General features: G+C 40.9%; 17 protein-coding genes, 1 CRISPR repeat array and 1 riboswitch. Of the genes, 16 read left to right on the top strand and 1 reads right to left on the bottom strand.

The features are described from left to right. Window positions 1–27 precede the first annotated feature (27 nt). Window positions 28–759: a dethiobiotin synthase gene (gene bioD / locus CEF22_RS14930; RefSeq protein ID WP_157843247.1), complete on the top strand. Its 732-nt coding sequence runs from the start codon at window positions 28–30 to the stop codon at window positions 757–759. A gap of 16 nt (window positions 760–775) precedes the next feature. Next, the gene (gene bioA / locus CEF22_RS14925) at window positions 776–2,083 is read left to right on the top strand and encodes an adenosylmethionine--8-amino-7-oxononanoate transaminase (protein ID WP_232726210.1); all 1,308 of its coding nucleotides are present in this window, start codon (window positions 776–778) and stop codon (window positions 2,081–2,083) included. A gap of 162 nt (window positions 2,084–2,245) precedes the next feature. Here bioA and CEF22_RS18590 read toward each other — a convergent pair whose 3' ends face one another. After that, a complete protein-coding gene (locus CEF22_RS18590) occupies window positions 2,246–2,413 on the bottom strand; it encodes a hypothetical protein (protein ID WP_157843246.1) in 168 nt (55 codons plus the stop codon). Between the two features lie 153 nt (window positions 2,414–2,566). Further along, window positions 2,567–2,709: riboswitch (cobalamin riboswitch) on the top strand. A 118-nt stretch (window positions 2,710–2,827) separates the two neighbouring features. On the opposite strand from CEF22_RS18590, the gene CEF22_RS14920 reads away from it, so the two are divergent. The 14 genes from CEF22_RS14920 to cas7i all read left to right on the top strand — a co-directional run bounded on the left by CEF22_RS14920 (window position 2,828) and on the right by cas7i (window position 20,021). After that, window positions 2,828–3,799: an ABC transporter substrate-binding protein gene (locus tag CEF22_RS14920; RefSeq protein WP_100403478.1), complete on the top strand. Its 972-nt coding sequence runs from the start codon at window positions 2,828–2,830 to the stop codon at window positions 3,797–3,799. Then, complete coding sequence (locus CEF22_RS14915; protein ID WP_442857374.1) at window positions 3,783–4,823, top strand: FecCD family ABC transporter permease; 1,041 nt, start codon at window positions 3,783–3,785, stop codon at window positions 4,821–4,823. Before CEF22_RS14920 ends, CEF22_RS14915 begins: the two co-directional genes overlap by 17 nt. Next, complete coding sequence (locus tag CEF22_RS14910) at window positions 4,820–6,292, top strand: adenosylcobinamide amidohydrolase (RefSeq protein ID WP_100403476.1); 1,473 nt, start codon at window positions 4,820–4,822, stop codon at window positions 6,290–6,292. The genes CEF22_RS14915 and CEF22_RS14910 overlap by 4 nt, the downstream gene beginning before the upstream one ends. Further along, complete coding sequence (gene cbiB / locus CEF22_RS14905) at window positions 6,289–7,269, top strand: adenosylcobinamide-phosphate synthase CbiB (RefSeq protein ID WP_100403475.1); 981 nt, start codon at window positions 6,289–6,291, stop codon at window positions 7,267–7,269. The genes CEF22_RS14910 and cbiB overlap by 4 nt, the downstream gene beginning before the upstream one ends. Continuing rightward, window positions 7,226–8,284: a threonine-phosphate decarboxylase CobD gene (gene cobD / locus CEF22_RS14900; RefSeq protein ID WP_100403474.1), complete on the top strand. Its 1,059-nt coding sequence runs from the start codon at window positions 7,226–7,228 to the stop codon at window positions 8,282–8,284. The genes cbiB and cobD overlap by 44 nt, the downstream gene beginning before the upstream one ends. Next, entirely contained in the window at window positions 8,266–8,850 is a 585-nt protein-coding gene (locus tag CEF22_RS14895; RefSeq protein WP_100403473.1) for a bifunctional adenosylcobinamide kinase/adenosylcobinamide-phosphate guanylyltransferase, read from the top strand. The genes cobD and CEF22_RS14895 overlap by 19 nt, the downstream gene beginning before the upstream one ends. After that, window positions 8,847–10,340, top strand: coding sequence for a cobyric acid synthase (locus CEF22_RS14890; protein ID WP_100403472.1), 1,494 nt, complete (start codon window positions 8,847–8,849; stop codon window positions 10,338–10,340). Before CEF22_RS14895 ends, CEF22_RS14890 begins: the two co-directional genes overlap by 4 nt. Continuing rightward, entirely contained in the window at window positions 10,340–11,137 is a 798-nt protein-coding gene (cobS, locus tag CEF22_RS14885) for an adenosylcobinamide-GDP ribazoletransferase (protein ID WP_100403471.1), read from the top strand. The genes CEF22_RS14890 and cobS overlap by 1 nt, the downstream gene beginning before the upstream one ends. Further along, on the top strand, window positions 11,095–11,721 hold the full coding sequence (locus CEF22_RS14880) for a histidine phosphatase family protein (protein ID WP_100403470.1): 627 nt from the start codon (window positions 11,095–11,097) through the stop codon (window positions 11,719–11,721). The genes cobS and CEF22_RS14880 overlap by 43 nt, the downstream gene beginning before the upstream one ends. Further along, entirely contained in the window at window positions 11,673–12,116 is a 444-nt protein-coding gene (locus CEF22_RS14875) for a bifunctional adenosylcobinamide kinase/adenosylcobinamide-phosphate guanylyltransferase (protein WP_100403469.1), read from the top strand. Before CEF22_RS14880 ends, CEF22_RS14875 begins: the two co-directional genes overlap by 49 nt. Continuing rightward, window positions 12,113–12,700 (top strand): cob(I)yrinic acid a,c-diamide adenosyltransferase, encoded by a 588-nt coding sequence (locus CEF22_RS14870; RefSeq protein ID WP_100403468.1) that lies wholly within the window; start codon window positions 12,113–12,115, stop codon window positions 12,698–12,700. The genes CEF22_RS14875 and CEF22_RS14870 overlap by 4 nt, the downstream gene beginning before the upstream one ends. A gap of 115 nt (window positions 12,701–12,815) precedes the next feature. After that, window positions 12,816–16,210: a CRISPR direct-repeat array (repeat unit 29 nt; unit sequence ATTTACATTCCACTTAGTTGAGATAAAAC). A 504-nt stretch (window positions 16,211–16,714) separates the two neighbouring features. Further along, window positions 16,715–17,452 carry a CRISPR-associated endoribonuclease Cas6 gene (cas6, locus tag CEF22_RS14865; protein WP_100403467.1) on the top strand — a complete coding sequence of 246 codons (738 nt, stop codon included), beginning with the start codon at window positions 16,715–16,717 and terminating at the stop codon, window positions 17,450–17,452. 15 nt (window positions 17,453–17,467) lie between these two features. Then, window positions 17,468–19,144, top strand: coding sequence for a Cas8a1 family CRISPR/Cas system-associated protein (locus CEF22_RS14860; protein WP_232726136.1), 1,677 nt, complete (start codon window positions 17,468–17,470; stop codon window positions 19,142–19,144). Next, window positions 19,137–20,021 carry a type I-B CRISPR-associated protein Cas7/Cst2/DevR gene (cas7i, locus tag CEF22_RS14855; RefSeq protein WP_100403466.1) on the top strand — a complete coding sequence of 295 codons (885 nt, stop codon included), beginning with the start codon at window positions 19,137–19,139 and terminating at the stop codon, window positions 20,019–20,021. The genes CEF22_RS14860 and cas7i overlap by 8 nt, the downstream gene beginning before the upstream one ends. The last annotated feature ends 5 nt before the right edge of the window (window positions 20,022–20,026 follow it).

Below are 20,026 nucleotides of genomic sequence, written 5' to 3'. Positions count from 1 at the left end.
TTACTAATTTCAAGGGGGATGACAGACATGTCTGGAATTTTTTTGACTGGAACGGATACAGACGCAGGAAAAACGATTGCCACGCTATTGTTGACTCATGCTTTTTTGCAACAAGGAGTCGATGTTTATCCTTATAAGCCAGTACAAAGTGGGGCAGAAGAACGAGAAGGAAAGCTCATCGCTCCTGATGCGGAAATCTATCAATTGCTGCCAGAGCTTAAAGATCAAGAGTTATCTACATACTTATACAAAATGGCGAGTTCTCCTCATTTAGCGGCGGAACAAGAGGGAGCGGTCATTCCGATTGAAAAATTGATTGCAAATATTAAAGAGAAAGCGGTCGATCAGGAGATGTTACTCGTTGAAGGAGCAGGTGGATTGTATGTTCCTCTTAATCGTCAAGGGTATTGCATCATTGACCTCATAGAAGAATTGAAGTTTCCAGTCGTTATCGTCGCTAGAGCGAGCCTAGGGACGATCAATCATACGATGCTGACCGTCGAAGCATTGAAGAATAGAGGGCGGCACGTGACGGGGATTATTTTATCAAGTACGGTACCGGAAGATGAAGTGATTGAGCAAGACAATCGACAAATGATTGAGCAGTTGACGGGCGTGCCCATTATCGGAACGATTCCTTTTATTCAAAACATTTCTAGCTATTTAGCGGATGAAGCATCTCGCTCAGCAATCACAGAAAATTGGAGGATCAAACAATTGCAGGAGGTAGAGGTTCGTGGATACGAAACGACTATATGAAATTAGTAAAAAACATATGTGGCTTCCATTTACGCAAATGAAGGATTACGAAGAAGCCCCGCTTATTATCGAGGGCGGGGAAGGGATAAAGTTGAAGGATATTCACGGCAATGAATATTTAGATGGCTATTCTTCGCTATGGCTTAACGTCCACGGTCATCGCCGCCAAGAAATCGATGAGGCGATTAAAGCTCAGCTTGATAAAATTGCTCACTCTACTTTGCTAGGAGCGGCTAATGTGCCATCGATTGAGCTAGCGGAACAATTAGTTAAGCTGACACCGGAAAAACTAACGCGTGTCTTTTACTCGGATAGTGGGGCAGAATCGGTGGAAATTGCCATTAAAATGGCCTATCAATATTGGCAAAACAAAGGGATAACGACGAAAACGAAATTTGTGACGATGTCCAATGGCTATCATGGGGATACGGTTGGAGCGATTAGTGTCGGCGCCATTGATATTTATCACCGCGTCTATAGCTCGTTAATGTTTAACTCTTACGTCGTACCATTTCCGGCAACATACCGTCATCCTTCTGGCGATGAAGCAACGGTGAAGCAGGAGTCACTTGAGGCGATTCGTCAACTATTTGAAGAGAAGCACGAAGAAATTGCAGGTGTGATGGTCGAGTCGATGGTGCAAGGGGCTGGCGGAATGAATATGATGCCGCAGGGTTATTTAAAAGCACTGGAAGCACTTTGCCGCGAGTTTGATATTTTGCTTGTCGTGGACGAAGTAGCGACAGGCTTCGGTCGAACAGGAAAGATGTTTGCCGTTGAACATGAAGACGTCCAACCAGATATTATGACGGTAGCTAAAGGAATCACAGGAGGCTACTTGCCAATTGCGGCAACGATAACAACGGAAAAAGTTTATGATGCTTTTTATGCAGATTATACAGAAATGAAAACCTTTTTCCATGGCCATTCTTACACAGGAAACCAGCTCGGGTGTGCCGCTGCTTTAGCAAATTTAAAGATTTTCGAAAAAGAGCTATTAGTCGATCAAGCGGCTAAAAAAGCCGAGTACGTTAAGGAAATCTTAGCTGAACTTGCTGAGTTGCCGCAAGTTGGGGATGTTCGTCAGCTTGGACTGATGTGTGGAATAGAAATCGTGAAGGATAAAGAAACAAAAGAATCATTTTCATGGGAAGAGCGTGTTACTTATAAAGCGACTTTACGAATGCGAGAGCTTGGCATGCTTACAAGACCGCTCGGTGACGTCATCGTCTTCATGCCACCACTGGCTACTAGTTTCGAAGAACTGACACAAATGGGCCGAATCATGAAACAAGCGATCGAAGAAATTCAACTTGTTCGCTAAGAAGCCTGATCTCGTAAAAAGTATAGCGGACTCCGTAAAAGTGAGGGCTGATTCAGTAAAAAAGCTCGAATTCCATAAAAAGGGACTATCCAGAAGGTCAATTTTTATAGACTTTCTAGATAGTCCCTTTCGTCGCTGATCAAGCACCTTTCGCTTTAGGTATTACATACCAGCTCCGTGGCCACCGTTTTGTTTTGTGAAGTGATCGTTTGGTATTTTGTCTACTTTTGATGCTTCATGGGAATCTAGGACTTGGCGTAAACCAAATATTAGGTAAACCCCTATAACCATTAACAGAATGAATAGTCCGAGAACGATTACTAATTTCATATGTATTCACTCCTTTCAAATTATAGTAGTCTATACTACTTGTATTCTATCGGATGCATATGGAAAATTCAAACTTCTTTCGCTAATTTTTTGAAAGGGGAAAAAAGAGCATGGAAGTGGGCTTGAAATTGTGTATAATTAGTGTTAATCAATTTTACATATGCTTGATTAGGTGAAGCCGTTAGAAAGCGGTTTCTTAAAAGGGGAAGCTGATGTAAATCCAGCGCGGTCCCGCCACTGTGAGTGAAGTTGTTCATTTCACGAGCCAGAAAACCTGCCTGTATCACAAGCACCGATAAACCTACGAGGATAGGGTGGTGTGAAAGGGTAAGATCTGCCCTTTTTCACTGCACATCTCTATACGTAGAGGTGTTTTTTATTTTGTTATTAAACATAAAGGAGAGAGTAGAAAAGATGAAAAAAGTATCCACTTCGATTTTATCTATGTTATTAGCAGCTGGCGTACTAGCTGGCTGTGGTGGAGAGAAAGCGGCTCCGGAAAAAGAACAAACGAATCCAGCGAAAGAAACACAAGAAGCAGCGTTTCCAGTGACGATTAAAGACGGGGCAGGGAAAGAAGTTGTCATCGACGAAGATCCTGAGCGCATCGTTTCGCTAATTCCAAGCAATACAGAAATCGCATTTGAATTAGATCTTGATAAAGAAATTGTTGGGGTAACAGACAATGACACTTACCCAGAAGAAGTAGCAAATATCGAAAAAGTGGGCGGCATGGATTTTAATGTGGAAAAAATTATTAGCTTAAATCCAGATCTAGTGTTAGCTCACGCATCTGGCGCTCACAATTCGAAAGATGGTTTGAAGCAATTAGAAGACGCTGGTATTGATGTGCTAGTTGTGAACGATGCTCAAAACTTTGACGAAGTGTATGAGTCGATTGAAATGATTGGCCAAGCGACAGGGAAAGCAAAAGAAGCGGATGAAATCGTGACTGATATGAAAGAAGATATAGCAGACATTGAGAAGAAAGCCGAAACGATTACAGAAGACGAAATGAAAAATGTGTTTGTGGAAGTTCAACCAGCCCCTGAAATATACACGCCAGGAAAAAACACATTTATGAATGAAATGCTTGAAATGATTCACGTGAAAAATGCTTCAGCGGACTTAGATGGTTGGCAGCCAATTACGGAAGAAGCTGTGATTCAGAAAAATCCAGATGTCATCATCACAACTTATGGATACTATACTGAAAAACCGATAGAGCAAGTGTTAAGTCGTAAAGGGTGGGAAAATGTATCTGCGATCAAAAATAAAGAAGTGCACGATGTCCATTCTGACTTAGTATCCCGTACGGGTCCTCGTCTGACAGAAGGATTAGAGCAACTTGCTGAAGCGGTTTATCCAGATGTTTTTAAGAAATAAAGTTTCCGCTTATGTTTTTGCGTTTGCTTTTTTTATTATCGCGGTATTAGCCGGTATCTCGATCGGAACGATGCACGTTCCGGTTCGGGATATCGTCTTCTTATTATCCCACCATTTTTTTGGTACATCGATTAGTGGTATCGATCCATCCTTTGATAGTGTTGTTTGGAATATTCGTCTTCCGCGCGTGTTGCTTGCTGGGCTCGTTGGCGCTTCGTTGGCGGTGGCGGGAGCAGCGTTTCAAGGGCTGTTACGCAATCCGCTAGCTGACCCATACACGCTAGGGGTGTCATCAGGTGCATCCGCAGGGGCGGTGATGGTGCTATTTTTTAATATTCAACTTCCTTTATTTGAACGATTCACGTTGCCGATTGTGAGTGTTATTGCTGCAATTGTTACTATTTTTATCGTTCTTTTATTTGCTCAAGCGATTGAGCGGTCGCTCAAAGTAGAGACGATCATTCTTACGGGAATTATTTTTAGTTCCTTTTTAGGAGCGATGATTTCATTGATGATCGCGCTTACAGGGGAAGAGTTACGGCAAATTATCGGTTGGCTACTTGGCAGTGTGTCGATGAGAGGCTGGGATTATATTCAATTGATCGTCCCATTTTTCTTAGTCGGGACGTTGTTGCTTGTGCTCCATTCCGCAGAGTTGAATGCGATGACTTTCGGTGAGGAGAAAGCGCAGCATTTAGGCGTTGATGTTCGTAGGAAAAAGCTTGTGATCCTAAGCGCTGGTTCGATGTTAACGGGTGCCGCGGTGGCTGTTTCTGGGACGATTGGCTTTGTTGGTCTTGTCATTCCGCATTTTATCAGGCTTGTGTGGGGGCCGGATCATCGTCACTTACTGCCGTTATCTGTTTTGATTGGGGCTGGCTTTTTAATCTTAACCGATTTAGTGTCGCGAACCATTATTTCTCCGACGGAATTACCTATAGGTGTCATTACTTCAGTTATTGGCGCTCCAGTATTCGCCATGATTCTACTTCGCAAGCAAAGGAAAGGAAGAGGTGCTGCATGATAAACGTAGAACAAGTCGCCGGTGGTTACGGCAATCAAACGATTGTGAATCAGCTATCTTTTTCCGTTCAGCAAGGAGAGCTTTTTGGCATATTAGGACCAAATGGTAGCGGTAAAACGACGTTGATGAAAATGTTGAGCGGTGTTGTGCCAATCCAAGCAGGGGAAGTGACGATTCAAGGTAAAAAGCTTAAGGGGTTTTCGCCGAAAGAATTAGCGAAAGTGATCGCCGTATTGCCGCAGGATACGTCTTTGCCCTTTGCTTATACGGTAAAAGAAACCGTTTCTCTCGGCCGCTATGCGCATCAAAGCGGGCTATTCCCGGTGTGGAAGCGAGAAGATGAAGAGGCTGTGTTACGAGCAATGGAAGGCACGGGAACGACTCACTTTGCTGATAAACCTTTAGATTCATTGTCTGGCGGTGAGCGACAACGCGTATATTTGGCGCAGGCGCTTGCTCAAGAGCCACAGGTCTTACTGCTCGATGAACCGACGAATCATCTCGACCTTGCATTCCAAAAAGAGCTACTCGACTTGTTAAAAAAGATGACGAGAGAAACGGGACTCACGGTGATCTCTATTTTTCATGATTTGAATTTAGCCTCGCTTTATTGTGATTGCTTGCTATTGATGGAAAACGGTCGCATTCATGGGCTTGGCATGCCGAGTGAAGTGTTAAAGGAAGAGCATATTCATTCCGTTTATAAAACTGCTGTGCAAAAGCGGCCACATCCCGAAGTACCTAAACCACAAATGAGCATTCTTCCGTTGAAAATTGAGGAAGATGAAGCCCCGATTGAAATGGACGGATCGCTTATTCGGCAAAGTGAAGAATTCATCGCCATTGATTCTCCCATTTTATTGAAAACTTTATCAGCAGGTGTCATTGGAGCTGGTTGGGGCTGGCATCGAAGCTTCGTCAATCGTCACGTCGATAAAGATTATAATAATGACGATTTTAAAGAAGAGATGAAGCAATTTCTTGAGACGCATCATTTTGATGTGAATGAAACGGTTGGGATGATGACGGCGGTGGATTTAGAATATGCTTCTCATCGACTCGTTGAACAAGATGGGATGTCCGTTTTCGCTGTCGTGACCGCTGGTGTTGGGAATGCTGTCGATGTGTCGCGAGCGATGGAGCATGAAACGATTATGCAGCCGGGAACGATTAACACATGGGTATTTGCCAATGCTCATCTTTCAGAAGAAGCGTTTGTGCAAGCGATTATGACGGCCACCGAAGCGAAAGTGAAAGCGTTGTTTGATTATGGAGTGAAAGATCCACTCACCGGCACATTTGCTACAGGGACATCGACCGACAGCATGTTAATTGCGGCTATCCAACGTGGGATGAAGCAGGAGTTTGCTGGAACGATTACGCCGCTTGGCAAAGCCATTGGTAAAGCGGTGTATGAAAGTACGATTTCTGCCCTGCGAAATAATGAGGAAGGGAGGATGAGACGATGATGTATCACTTGTTCGCGATGACGCTTGCGTTTATCATTGACCGTCTCGTCGGTGATCCTCCTCACTGGCCTCATCCTGTTCGCTGGATCGGCTCCTTTATTGCTCTTTTAGAAAAGCGACTCAATCAAGGGGGGCAAAGAAAGCAAAAAGGGGTGTGGATGCTACTAGCTGTTTTACTTGTCACTGGAGGCATAAGCTTCTTACTGATCTCACTAAGTTATTTCATCCATCCGCTCGTTGGTGTCGTTGTAGAAGCGATCATCATTTCGACGACAATTGCTTGCCGAAGCTTAAAGGAAGCGGGGTTAAGTGTCTATGAACCGCTGCAAGCTGGCGATTTACCGGAAGCTCGCTTGAAGCTATCGTACATCGTTGGTCGTGATACTGACCACTTGGAGGAAGCAGATATTACGCGCGGAGCGATTGAAACGGTCGCTGAAAATACAAGTGATGGTGTTACGGCTCCATTGTTTTGGGCGCTGCTGTTTGGTGGTGTTGGAGCGATGGTGTACCGCGCAATTAACACATGCGATTCGATGGTTGGCTATCAAAATGATCGCTACGGACAATTTGGTTGGGCATCTGCCAAACTGGATGATGTCGTCAATTGGTTTCCCGCTCGTCTTACTAGTTTTCTGATGCTATGGTCTTTCCCAAAAAGTGACTACTCTAAAAAACAAGTATGGTCGATCGTTCGTCGTGATGCGAAAAAACATCCAAGTCCAAATAGCGGCTGGTGTGAAGCGGCAGTTGCCGCTCAACTAGGCATTGAACTTGGTGGTCTTAACACATATAAAGGGCGTGTATCCCACCGTGCCAAAATGGGGGAGCCACTGAAGCAAAAAAAAGCGGCGGACATTTTACTCGCTAACAACATTATGCAGCGGTCATCGCTATTATTTTTACTTACGTTGTGGATAGGAGGGCTACTTTATGAACTTGCCCGCTCATGGGGCGAATCCGGCTCATTTATATGAAAAAATGAACGTAGCTTCACCTGCAAAAATTATTGATTTTAGCGTCAACACGAATCCGTATGGGCCACCGCCTTCTTTAAAAGAAAAGTGGAGCGAGTGGTTTTCCGCGGTGTCTGATTATCCTGATCCAGAAGGGCGTTCGTTAACTCAGTTGTTAGCCTCGCAAAATGGGGTGAAGACTGGTCAGGTGCTACTTGGAAATGGAGCGGCTGAAGTAATTCAATTTCTCGGACAATTGCTTCAAGGTGAGCGTGTCGTCATTGGGCAACCTGCTTTTTCTGAATACGAAACCGCTTGCCGGGTGTACCAGTGTGACGTGGACTTTGTGGCAATGGATGAAGGAGTGGAACGCATCGTTGAAGTGGCAAAAGAAGCGTCCGCATTATTCATTTGTACACCGAATAATCCGACCGGACTTGTGTTTCAGCCCGATGATCTTTTATATATTTTGGATCAATTAAAAGAAAGCTCCTGCTTAGTGATTGTGGATGAAGCATTTTATGATTTTGCTGGGGACTTTACATACGCCACTTATTTAGCGAACTATCCACAGTTGGTGATTTTACGTTCCTTAACGAAAATGTATGCGATCGCTGGGCTTAGAATCGGTTATGCCCTCGCTTCTGAAACGATCATTGAGCGCCTTGCTCGTTTTCGTCCTCAATGGAATGTGAATGCCCTCGCCTTATTAGCGGCAGAAACGGCTTTACAAGATGCCAGCTTTGTGGAAACGTCGCGGCAATTGATTGAAGAAGAACGTAAGCAGATGTTTGAATTTTTAGATAAAGAAGGATTTGACTTTACGCGCTCAGTGGTGAATTTCTATTTGCTTCGTGATCCGAGATTGTTAGACCAACGACCTTTACTTGAGTTTTTACTGAAAAAAGGATTGGTTCTCCGCCATACATACAATTATCCGACGTTAAACGGTCGCTGGCTTCGAGTAGCTGTGAAAACGAAAGAAGAAAATGATCAATTGAAAGAGGCATTATTAGCATGGAAACAGCACAGTTAACGATCATTGTTGGCGGTGTAAGGAGTGGGAAAAGTCGTTTGGCGGAAGAAAAAGCGGTGGCGGAAGCGAAACGGCGTGGTGGAGGACTTCATTATATTGCCTGTGGAAAAGTAACGGATGAGGAAATGGCCGAGCGTGTGCGGCTTCATCAGCAACAGCGGCAGCAATCAGACGTTACATGGACCACGTGGGAGCAACCGACTCAATTAGATCAACTGGCCGATCAGTTTGCGAAACAAGACGTGATCTTACTCGATTGCTTAACGACTTTAGTGACGAATGAATGGTTTTCAAGTAGTGAGGATGAACGGGAATGGGAACAGCCGCTGTTTCATGCAGAGATTAAACGACGAGTAATCACAGAAATCAATTGTCTTCGGCAAATGGCTGCTTCTATGATGATCGTCTCCAACGAGTTAGCTTTTGAGCCGCTTTCATCGCCACTTGTATTCTACTATGCGAAAACATTAGGAGAATTACATCAATATTTTGTGTCAGAAGCGGATGAAGCGGTGCTTGTTGAGCATGGCTTGCCGCTTATACAGAAAGGAGGGGAAGCACGATGAAAGGTGTGATGTTGCAAGGAACGGCTTCAGACGTCGGAAAAAGCTTAGTAGCAACAGCTCTTTGCCGTTTACTTTGGCAAAAAGGATTCGAGCCAACTCCGTTTAAATCGCAAAACGTTTCCAATAATTCATATGTCACTGCCTCTGGAAAAGAGATCGGTCGCGCCCAAGGGTTGCAAGCGGAAGCGTGTCGATTAGAAGCCATTCCAGCGATGAATCCGATTTTATTAAAGCCATCAGGTTCTGGACGTTCAGAAATTGTACTGCGTGGGGAACGCCAAAGCACGATTTCTGGAATGGCTTATCGGGAAGCGTATTATGAAACAGCTGTACAAGTGATTGAGCAGTCACTTAATGAACTGAATGAGCTCGCTAATTTTCTCGTCATTGAAGGAGCGGGAAGTCCTGTTGAAATGAACTTAAAGAAAAGAGAAGTCGTCAATATGAAGGTCGCGGAAATGGCCGATGTGCCGGTTATTTTAATCGCGGATATTAACAGGGGAGGGCTGTTTGCCAGTGTCGTTGGAACGCTAGAGTTGCTTGAACCACATGAGCGTGAACGAGTGAAAGGGGTCATTATCAATAAGTTTCACGGCGATCCTAAGCTGTTTGTGGAAGGAAAGCAATGGTTGGAGGAACGGACGGGACTGCCTGTACTTGCTGTTTTACCGTATTTGCCGAACCATCGACTAGAAGGGGAAGATTCGCTGTCGCTCACCGATCGTTTCTCATCACAAACGAAAAAAGCGTTAGACATTGTCGCGATCAAGTTGCCTTACTTATCGAATTACAGTGACATGGAACCTTTTTTACTAGAAAAAGATGTGACCGTTCGCTGGGTGGATTCTGTCGAAGCTTTTGGTGAGCCAGATGCGGTTGTGTTGCCTGGAACGAAAAGTACGTTGCATGATTTGCAGTTTTTAAAAACGAGTGGATTGGCGGGGCGAATTGTTCAATATGCGAAAGCAGGAGGAATGGTCGCGGGCTTATGCGGCGGTTATCAAATCCTTTGTGAACAATTAATCGACCCGGATGGTCATGACTCGGGTGTTGAGGGGCACACCGAAACTGGACTTGGGTTGATCCCTGGGAAGACCACTTTCTTCAACGAAAAAACAACGGTACGGATTCATGGGAAAGTGGCACAGCTGCCAACGATTGATTTGAGCGGCTATGAAATTCATATCGGGCAAACGGTGATTGAAGAGCCCTCTCCATTGGTCATTAGAGAAGATGGCAGCGAGGAAGGCTATTGCTCTGCTGATGGTCGCATCATCGGTACGTATTTGCATCATCTCTTCCATAACGATGCGTGGCGTTCTAAATGGTTGAATCGTCTACGAAGCCAAAAGGGACTTCCTCTATCACAGTTGAATATAATAGAAGAAAAGCAGCAAGCGTATGATGAACTAGCTCATCATTTAGAGCAGTACCTCGATTGGGAAAAATTTATGGCGATTGTCAGCGAGCAAGAAAGGGAAATGCAGTAATGAAGTGGAAAACTTATAAGAATGGATTATTATTAAGCTTTCAATTTTTTACGATTGTCCCGATTCACCGCGAGTTGCCAATGGATGCCGCTCATTTACGAGCGGTGTTACGGATGTTTCCGTTGTTTGGCTTACTGAGAGGGCTGTTGTACGCAAGCATCTTTTGGGCGCTGCTTGAATGGTCGCCGCTGTCACACCTCGGGAATGCTTTCTTGTTGTGGCTACTGCCGATCATTTGGACAGGGGGCTTACATTTAGATGGCTGGATTGATACGAGCGATGCTTTTTTCTCGTATCGTGATCGTGAGCGACGATTGGAAATTTTAAAGGATTCGAGAGTCGGCGCTTTTGGGGTGCTATCGCTCATTATTTTCTTAGCGGCACGCTTTCTCTTTTTCTATGAAATCATCCTTTTCGGTAACAGTCAGCTGGCGTTCGTGATTGGCTTGATTCCGTTTTACAGCCAGATGGTGATGGGGTTATTACTCAATGGCACACCTCCAGCGAAAAAAGAGGGGCTCGCTTATTATTTTCAACAGGGAAAAGATGCGACGCTCGCACTTCGTTATAGCATCTGGCTTCTAGTGGTTGGAGTTGTTATTGTAGCGATCAGTCAGGTGTTCGCAACCTTTCTAATATTTACGGCTGTCACAGCGATCTTTTTCCTTTTTGTGCGCCGCAGCACGATGAAACATTTTGGCGGCATTACCGGGGATTTGCTCGGTGCTAGCCTAGAAGGAGTGGAAGCTATATTATGGATGACATTGTGGTTATCGGTCTCTATCGGCATGGGATAACGACGGACAATGAGCGAAAGGCATTTAGCGGCTGGACGAATTCAATCTTGAGTGAACGGGGGATACAGGATTTGCAGGCGATTCAGCCGCTCATTCCCAAGTATGAGAAAGTGATCGCGAGCGATTTAAAGCGTTGTGTTGATACAGCGGGTATCCTATTTCCGACGGAGACGGTTGATGTGTGGTCGGAGTTTCGCGAAATGAACTTTGGGATTTTAGAAGGCAAGCGCCATCAAGAACTGGAACACCTTGAAGAGTATATCACTTGGGTGAGTGATCCGTTCACGAGCTTTTTGCCCGAGGGAGAATATTTTCATGAATTTGGCTCTCGCATTCGCTCCGGGTGGAACAAATGGCTCGATGTAATGGAACAGCATGAGATGAAACGGGGAGCGATTGTCACGCATGGAGGAGTGATCCGCCATTTATTGACGGAAGTTGCTCCAGTGGAAAAGCAGTTTTGGGAGTGGAAAGCAGACAATGGCCGCGGCTACGAACTGACTGCTTCTCTTTCTTCATTAAGGAGGGGTGAACGATGCATCTCATTACAGGCGGTGCCTTCAACGGAAAAAAGCAATGGGTAATGAAGACGTACGAGCTAGAAGCAGTTTCCCATCAATGGGTATCCTTTTATAAAAGGGAAAAGACAGTATGGACAGAAAGCATCGTCGTGCTTGAAGGAATCGAATGCTATATGAAACAGCTTGTCGAACAAACAGAAGATGCCAAGCTTGCACGAAAACAGTGGAAACAACAACTACAAGCGTGGCTTGATTGGGAAAAAGAAAAGCCTGACCGCAAGCTATTGTTAATCGGCTCGGACATCACAAAAGGAATTGTCCCAATCGAAGCGCTAGACCGGATGTGGCGAGATGCCGCCGGCTGGTGTTTTCAAGAGGCGGCGAAACAAGCCGAGCAAGTCACTGCGATCTGGTATGGCATTCCACAAATTTTAAAAAAACAGGAGGAACCAAAATGAGACTATACACGCGAACTGGGGATAAAGGAAAAACAAGCATTATTGGAGGACGCGTAGACAAAGATGATTTACGCGTAGAAGCATATGGTACAGTCGACGAAACGAACTGCTTCGTCGGTCAAGCGATGACAGAGCTTGATCCAGAAATGTTTAAAGATATTTTAGCAGACCTCGAAACGATCCAACACGAACTATTCGACTGCGGCGGCGACTTAGCCACAGTAACAGGAGCAAGAGGATGGAAGCTACAAGCAGAAGCAGTCGAAGAACTAGAAAAGAAAATCGACCAATACATTCAAGAAGCACCAGCCTTAGAGCGCTTCATTTTACCAGGCGGCTCCAAAGCAGCCAGCATCATTCACATCGCTAGAACCGTCGTACGTCGTGCTGAACGCCAAGTCGTTAGCTTAATGAAAGTTGAACCAGACATCCATCCAGTTACACTGCAATATTTAAACCGCTTATCTGACTACTTCTTTGCCATCGCCCGCGTGATCAACGCTCGCCTTAGTGTGAAAGATGTAGAGTATGTGAGAAGTGCGAAAGTATTTAGGGAAGGGAAGCGGATGGAGAATAAGGAGTAAGTAACTAGGAGATTAAAGTTATTTAATCCTGTACCATATTTCATAGATGTTGAGTAATCATCTATGAAATATGGTTTTTTGTTGTTGAAAGTAAAACGAGTGATAAATTATAAAAATTTACATTCCACGTAGTTGAAAGAAAATTAATTGTTCTATTTGAACGTAGTGGGATATAAATTTACATTCCGCATAGTTGAGATAAAACTGTAACCGAAGTTGTAGCGGAGTCGGTGCAATTCTATTTACATTCCACCTAGTTGAGATAAAACGTTTGCACTCGTTACATTGATGAAAAACAAGAAGCTGAATTTACATTCCGCTTAGTTGAGATAAAACTAATACACTGTCATCATTGCCTTTGAAATTGTATCATTTACATTCCACTTAGTTGAGATAAAACCCGAATCCATTACCACTAGGAATAAACTTAAACATATTTACATTCCACATAGTTGAGATAAAACGCAGCTGCAAGTCCGCACTTTCGGGAAGCACAACAGTATTTACATTCCACTTAGTTGAGATAAAACGAAAATCAATTATTACTAGCTGAAGATGCTAGTGATTTACATTCCACTTAGTTGAGATAAAACGTATATCCACGATTTTGAGTTACTGGGACAAGCCGATTTACATTCCACTTAGTTGAGATAAAACGCCAGTGATCTTGCTCTATGTAATCACCTAGCATTCATTTACATTCTACTTAGTTGAGATAAAACTTAAGTTGGCACCGCATATTCTGCACTCATCATGACTATTTACATTCCACTTAGTTGAGATAAAACAAAATTGCTGTGAATCCGTTGAAATTGAAGAAATCATATTTACATTCCACTTAGTTGAGATAAAACTCTTTTAGCACACTCGCGGATGAAACTAAAGATTTAAATTTACATTCCACTTAGTTGAGATAAAACGAATCCAAGTTTGAAGAAGCAGTTGAAAGATTGGAAAATTTACATTCCACTTAGTTGAGATAAAACGTAAACGACTTGATGAGATCTTAGTACGAATGTGCAATTTACATTCCACTTAGTTGAGATAAAACTGGTTGGTACCCATATATTTGATTGCGCCATTCTTGATTTACATTCCACTTAGTTGAGATAAAACATATGTCACGGCCGCAATTATCTCACTTGAAAGAGTCATTTACATTCCACTTAGTTGAGATAAAACTAGAACCGCTGAATCAACGTTTAGAAGCGGTCGAGAATTTACATTCCACTTAGTTGAGATAAAACCAGTTGCGCTCATTGCGGCTAAACCTGTTACAAGATTTACATTCCACTTAGTTGAGATAAAACCGACAACAACCTGCCTTTTACCAAAGTCAACAAAGTATTTACATTCCACTTAGTTGAGATAAAACTTTCATCGCTTCTTCGTCAAGAGCGTCCAATGCGTTGATTTACATTCCACTTAGTTGAGATAAAACTCCACACGCCCTTCGAGTCTAATCATACGCTCATTAATTTACATTCCACTTAGTTGAGATAAAACATTAAACAGCATGACTGAGCTAGAGTATCCACCTGAATTTACATTCCACTTAGTTGAGATAAAACGAGAACGTGTTGTGGGGGCGTTGTTGTTTACTATTCCATTTACATTCCACTTAGTTGAGATAAAACCGTGATGCGGTCTTTGCTCATTTCTTGATTCATGAAATTTACATTCCACTTAGTTGAGATAAAACTTCAATTATCTTTTACCTAAAGAAAAACCCGCAAATATTTACATTCCACTTAGTTGAGATAAAACGAGAACGTGTTGTGGGGGCGTTGTTGTTTACTATTCCATTTACATTCCACTTAGTTGAGATAAAACCGTGATGCGGTCTTTGCTCATTTCTTGATTCATGAAATTTACATTCCACTTAGTTGAGATAAAACTTCAATTATTTTTTACATAAAGAAAAACCCGCAAATATTTACATTCCACTTAGTTGAGATAAAACGAGATGTAGCAGCTGGTAACATCGATGCTTTATCTGTATTTACATTCCACTTAGTTGAGATAAAACGATGACGGCAAATGCCATTCGTGCTGGTTGGTGTGAAATTTACATTCCACTTAGTTGAGATAAAACAAAGGTGGAGGAGTACGGAAAGGCTCTTTTTGACGATTTACATTCCACTTAGTTGAGATAAAACATACAAGAACGATACGATATCAGCATCCTGCTCAAATTTACATTCCACTTAGTTGAGATAAAACGTTCCCACTGTTTTACCTTGTCCAGATGCTCATTCTTATTTACATTCCACTTAGTTGAGATAAAACTAATGCTGCTATTTCGGATTGCTTGAGGGAGGCAAATTTACATTCCACTTAGTTGAGATAAAACGTTTATTATACGCTTGGTAGTTATATTGAATCAACATTTACATTCCACTTAGTTGAGATAAAACGCTCACAATTATATAAATAAATAAAAAGAACTGCTAATTTACATTCCACTTAGTTGAGATAAAACTTTGATTGAACGCTGTGAAGGAATACCTTATAGTCATTTACATTCCACTTAGTTGAGATAAAACTGTCAGATGAGAGGTTGAAAGAGTTATATGAAATAAATTTACATTCCACTTAGTTGAGATAAAACAAGTTAACTCGTCATAGTTACTGACAATAGCTTCATTTACATTCCACTTAGTTGAGATAAAACGACAATGTATGTTGATACTGATGTGCACATGTTCGAATTTACATTCCACTTAGTTGAGATAAAACGACAATTTATGTTGATACAGATGTGCACATGTTCGAATTTACATTCCACTTAGTTGAGATAAAACGACAATTTATGTTGATACAGATGTGCACATGTTCGAATTTACATTCCACTTAGTTGAGATAAAACACTTACGTGTCATCGAAGCTCCACTTCCTTGGATATTTACATTCCACTTAGTTGAGATAAAACAATTTAACTCGTCATAGTTACTGACAATAGCTTCATTTACATTCCACTTAGTTGAGATAAAACGACAATTTATGTTGATACAGATGTGCACATGTTCGAATTTACATTCCACTTAGTTGAGATAAAACACTTACGTGTCATCGAAGCTCCACTTCCTTGGATATTTACATTCCACTTAGTTGAGATAAAACAATTTAACTCGTCATAGTTACTGACAATAGCTTCATTTACATTCCACTTAGTTGAGATAAAACGACAATGTATGTTGATACTGATGTGCACATGTTCGAATTTACATTCCACTTAGTTGAGATAAAACACTTAAGTGTCATCGAAGCTCCAGTTCCTTGGATATTTACATTCCACTTAGTTGAGATAAAACAATAAAACTTCATATACACCATCTTCAGAAAGAAACCATTTACATTCCACTTAGTTGAGATAAAACCATCTGCTGTTACACCAAACTCTCCACCTAAACGGTATTTACATTCCACTTAGTTGAGATAAAACAATGACACCTATTAATGATGCAGGGAGAAAGATGCAATTTACATTCCACTTAGTTGAGATAAAACCCCTCATTTGGTCATTATAAAAAAGTACTTGTATCAAGGGTTTGTAAGTGATTCGCTAAGCCTATTTTAACATAAATTGCCGTAAAGCCGCAGTCGTGAATCGTAAAATTTGGAAAAATAGACTTGAAAGTTAATGGGGACAAGGCTTCAACAGCTTTTAGGTAAAATAGAGCTTTACTGCAAATATGAAAAAGCTTATTTTTCAATCTTCTATATCTACTCCAAAAGTTAGCGTAAACCATCTTTCTAATCAATGTGAAGTGAGAATTATAACATAAAGCCCATCCGAATTTTTATGAAGGTCATCGTTTATAATAATAGGTGTAAAGGCACTTATTTAACAACATTGACTACAATTTATTAAAATGTTTTGATATCAAATTTTAGTCTTTTAGAAGCTATAAATATTTGACAATCCAGTAGGTCTTGTGTGAAAATAACTATATAAATTAAAAAATATTACATTTTTTATAAAAAATAACAATAGATAATTAAGGAGTTGAGATGTTGAAACTTGAAGTTAGTTTTAAGACCAATCGTTTAATGCGCCGATATAATTTTCAGTTTGCTAGTGTAATAAAGGCTGCATTATCGGAATCCAATAAGACTTTAGTCAACGAGCTTTATGAATATCAAGGACGAAATAATAAGAAAATGAAGTCATTTGCTGGATCTGTTTTTTTGCAATCATATGAAGTGAAAGAAGACTATTTTGATGTAAAGGGAGAAGTTAAGCTTATTATTAGCAGTCCCCAGGCAGATTTGATGTTGTATCTTTACAACGGTTTAGTTCAGAAGAAGCAATATGAGTATAAAGGGTATCATTTAGAAGTGACTAATGTACGGATGCTAAGAGAAAGATTGCCTCAAAAAGAGCGAGTGCTTTTCAAGGCATTATCACCAATTGTTGTGAAGGAAAAAGGAGGGCGTTTTTTATCTCCGACTGATCCGAATTATACAAAGGAATTAAACTATACTTGCAATGAAATTGTGAAAAGTATTCGTGGCTCAGAATTGCGAAGATCGATTCATTTTCAACCTGTATTAATGAAAAAAAATGTTGTTCAGCTTCAGCATGATTCATTCAAACAATTAAACGATCAATCTATTTTATACGTTGAAGCTTATAATGGCACTTTTGTATTAGAGGGGGACGTGGAAGATCTTCAATTATTAGCTCAAACGGGAATTGGCCTTCGACGTGGGCAAATGTTTGGGAATATTGAGTTTGTTGATGAATAAGGGAGGTGAGACTCATTGTCTATAAAAGTAACATTAGATGAATTTTTATATAATGCAGGGGTGCTTGGTTTACTCCGAGTATTTGATCACGCTGGAGTAAACTATACTTTAGATGGGCAGTCTGTTTTTTTTGACGAAACATCCTTTGAGAACATGGAGGCACATTACTTTAATTATTTGATCTATCGTTATCAAGAAAACACATCATGGTATGCGATGGTTTCTAAAGAAGAGATGGTTAAGTATTGTTTAGAAGCGGACATTGATGAAAAAAAGTTAACCGAGCTTAATAAGTTTATCGAGAATACGAAAAGGTGGCTGACATCCAATAGTTATAAAAATACATACCACCTCATCAACGGAGAAAGCATCCCAATTGCTCAAATAGCTAAGACACTGAAAAAAGTAACGATGAAAAAGAAAGAAACGATCTCGGATATAAAACCTCAAATTGAAGAGATGTGTTCAAAGCTTTTGGAGTGTATCACCTATTTAAAACATCCAGAAGCTAAGAAATTTATTGTTGCTAGAAATTTAACCTACACAACTATTCAACCGTTTTGGACGAATGTATCTTTTTTAAATTCCACTGCAAGTAAAAAAGATATGTATCAAGAGTTTCAAAATTACTTCACACGATCTACACAAGACTTTATTGAATCCAAAAAAAATGAAAAAAAGTATGCGAAAAATAAATTGAGCTGTGCCGTATGTGAGCACAAAATGGCAAAGATGTCGGAATGTTTCGATTTAACATGGTTGCAGAAAGTGGGAGTAGATGCAGCGAGGAAATCGTCTCATTACTGGAATCATAATCGTGATTTGTTTGTATGTCCGATTTGTAACTTGATCTATAGCTGTGTTCCTCTTGGCTTTACTTTAGTACAAGGAAAAGGGCTATTTATCAACAATAACCAATCAGTTGAAAAACTAAAATCCTCTAATTCTATGACACTTCAGTCCAATGGAGAAATGATTCAATTTGATGATTTGGAGAATTTAGCTTATTCCAAATTGCTAGATATGGTAGATCATAGTGCTAGTGCTCGAATACAGCTTGAAATCGAAAATATCCAAGTGGTGAAATTTGATCGAAATAATGAAGCAAGACCTTATACCTTTAACATTTTATCAAGACAGCGTGCCGAAGTACTCGTTCGATCCAAAAAAAGCTTGGACTATTTAGCAGGAAAGTATGGGAAAGAAGATGGGGAGTATATCGCTCTTTATCAAGATGTTATGAGACGTTTATATAATGGGCAATCATTTTTTGATTTATTATATCGTTTGTTGAGGCTATCAGCATCAAAAGAGTTTTCAAATGGAGTAGCAATGTTTCATATTTTACAGATTTCAACGAATCAATTTAAAGGAGGAGAGAAGTTTATGACAGGAGAAGAGTTGAAAAAGATTCGTTATTACGGAACGAAACTTCGTAGCGCTTACCGCGGTTCTGAAAACAAATTAGGTGGCATTCTGCATCGTTTGTTAAACGCATTGAAAGTGAAAAATGCTAATAAATTTATGGAAACTTTGATTCAAGCTTACAGTTATAAAAAACAAGTTATTCCTGCTGTGTTTGTACAAGCTTTAGAGGATAAAGATACATTTCAAACCATTGGCTATGCTTTTTTATTAGGACTTGAAGGATATAGTGGAGAAGAAAAAAAGGAGGATGAGTCTAATGAATAAAAAAGGATTAACATTAAGCATGATTTTTGAAGCGGAAAGTGCGAACTATGGTGAAGGAGTAGGGAATGTTACGTCTCTAAAGAAAATCTCTCGTGGTGATAATGAGGCTTACACTTACATTTCACGTCAAGCTTTACGCTACAACATTGTGGAGCAAATGGGAGCAATGAATACGCCGCTTGGTTTAGACGGCACGGTACTTCAATTTCATCCAGAAGCAACGATTGCAGATTATCCTGAAATTGACCTTTTTGGCTATATGAAGACGGTAAAGCCGACGAAAACTAGATCAGCAGTCGTTAGGTTATCTAATGCTGTTTCTCTTGAAAGTTATAATACTGACATTGATTTCTTAACGAACAAAGGGTTGTTAGATCGTTTTAACGCAACTTTAGCTCAAGAGGAAGAAGCAAAGAAAGGCGGAAACATTGCTCAAAGTGAGATTCATAAATCCTTTTACGCTTACACGATCACCGTTGATTTAGATAAAGTGGGAATTGATGCAAATGATGGATTGGAGATTCCTTTATCAGAGCGTGCAGCCCGCGTCAATCAATTATTAAAAACATTAAAGTTTTTATATCGTGATATTAAAGGACGTCGTGAAAATCTTTCACCGATATTTGCTATTGGTGGCGTGTACTCTATTAAAAATCCGTTTTTTGAAAATCGTTTGAGATTACATCAAAATTGTTTATCTGTTGAAACAATTCAAAGTGTACTCGCCTATGACGAAGAAGTGAAAGAACATACTCAAGCAGGTCTTGTGAAAGGAATTCTAGCTAATGACGAGGAAATTGAGAACAATTTACCAGTAACGTCAATGGCTGAATTCTTTCAACAATTAGAGAAACAAGTGCAAAATTATTACCAATAAGTAGG

The sequence above is a fragment of the Bacillus sp. FJAT-42315 genome (assembly GCF_002797375.1).
Classification (GTDB): domain Bacteria; phylum Bacillota; class Bacilli; order Bacillales; family Domibacillaceae; genus Bacillus_CE.
Note: the sequence above shows the minus strand (reverse complement) of the source record. Positions and strands in the feature narration are given on the sequence as shown.

Excerpts from the sequence above, each read along its gene's own strand:
- cas6 (WP_100403467.1), top strand. The coding sequence starts at position 16,715 with ATGTTGAAACTTGAAGTTAGTTTTAAGACCAATCGTTTAATGCGCCGA.
- cobD (WP_100403474.1), top strand. The coding sequence starts at position 7,226 with ATGAACTTGCCCGCTCATGGGGCGAATCCGGCTCATTTATATGAAAAA.
- cbiB (WP_100403475.1), top strand. The coding sequence starts at position 6,289 with ATGATGTATCACTTGTTCGCGATGACGCTTGCGTTTATCATTGACCGT.
- CEF22_RS18590 (WP_157843246.1), bottom strand. The coding sequence starts at position 2,413 with ATGAAATTAGTAATCGTTCTCGGACTATTCATTCTGTTAATGGTTATA.
- CEF22_RS14875 (WP_100403469.1), top strand. The coding sequence starts at position 11,673 with ATGCATCTCATTACAGGCGGTGCCTTCAACGGAAAAAAGCAATGGGTA.
- bioA (WP_232726210.1), top strand. The coding sequence starts at position 776 with ATGTGGCTTCCATTTACGCAAATGAAGGATTACGAAGAAGCCCCGCTT.
- cas7i (WP_100403466.1), top strand. The coding sequence starts at position 19,137 with ATGAATAAAAAAGGATTAACATTAAGCATGATTTTTGAAGCGGAAAGT.
- CEF22_RS14870 (WP_100403468.1), top strand. The coding sequence starts at position 12,113 with ATGAGACTATACACGCGAACTGGGGATAAAGGAAAAACAAGCATTATT.
- CEF22_RS14895 (WP_100403473.1), top strand. The coding sequence starts at position 8,266 with ATGGAAACAGCACAGTTAACGATCATTGTTGGCGGTGTAAGGAGTGGG.
- cobS (WP_100403471.1), top strand. The coding sequence starts at position 10,340 with ATGAAGTGGAAAACTTATAAGAATGGATTATTATTAAGCTTTCAATTT.
- CEF22_RS14915 (WP_442857374.1), top strand. The coding sequence starts at position 3,783 with ATGTTTTTAAGAAATAAAGTTTCCGCTTATGTTTTTGCGTTTGCTTTT.
- CEF22_RS14880 (WP_100403470.1), top strand. The coding sequence starts at position 11,095 with ATGGATGACATTGTGGTTATCGGTCTCTATCGGCATGGGATAACGACG.
- CEF22_RS14910 (WP_100403476.1), top strand. The coding sequence starts at position 4,820 with ATGATAAACGTAGAACAAGTCGCCGGTGGTTACGGCAATCAAACGATT.
- bioD (WP_157843247.1), top strand. The coding sequence starts at position 28 with ATGTCTGGAATTTTTTTGACTGGAACGGATACAGACGCAGGAAAAACG.
- CEF22_RS14920 (WP_100403478.1), top strand. The coding sequence starts at position 2,828 with ATGAAAAAAGTATCCACTTCGATTTTATCTATGTTATTAGCAGCTGGC.
- CEF22_RS14890 (WP_100403472.1), top strand. The coding sequence starts at position 8,847 with ATGAAAGGTGTGATGTTGCAAGGAACGGCTTCAGACGTCGGAAAAAGC.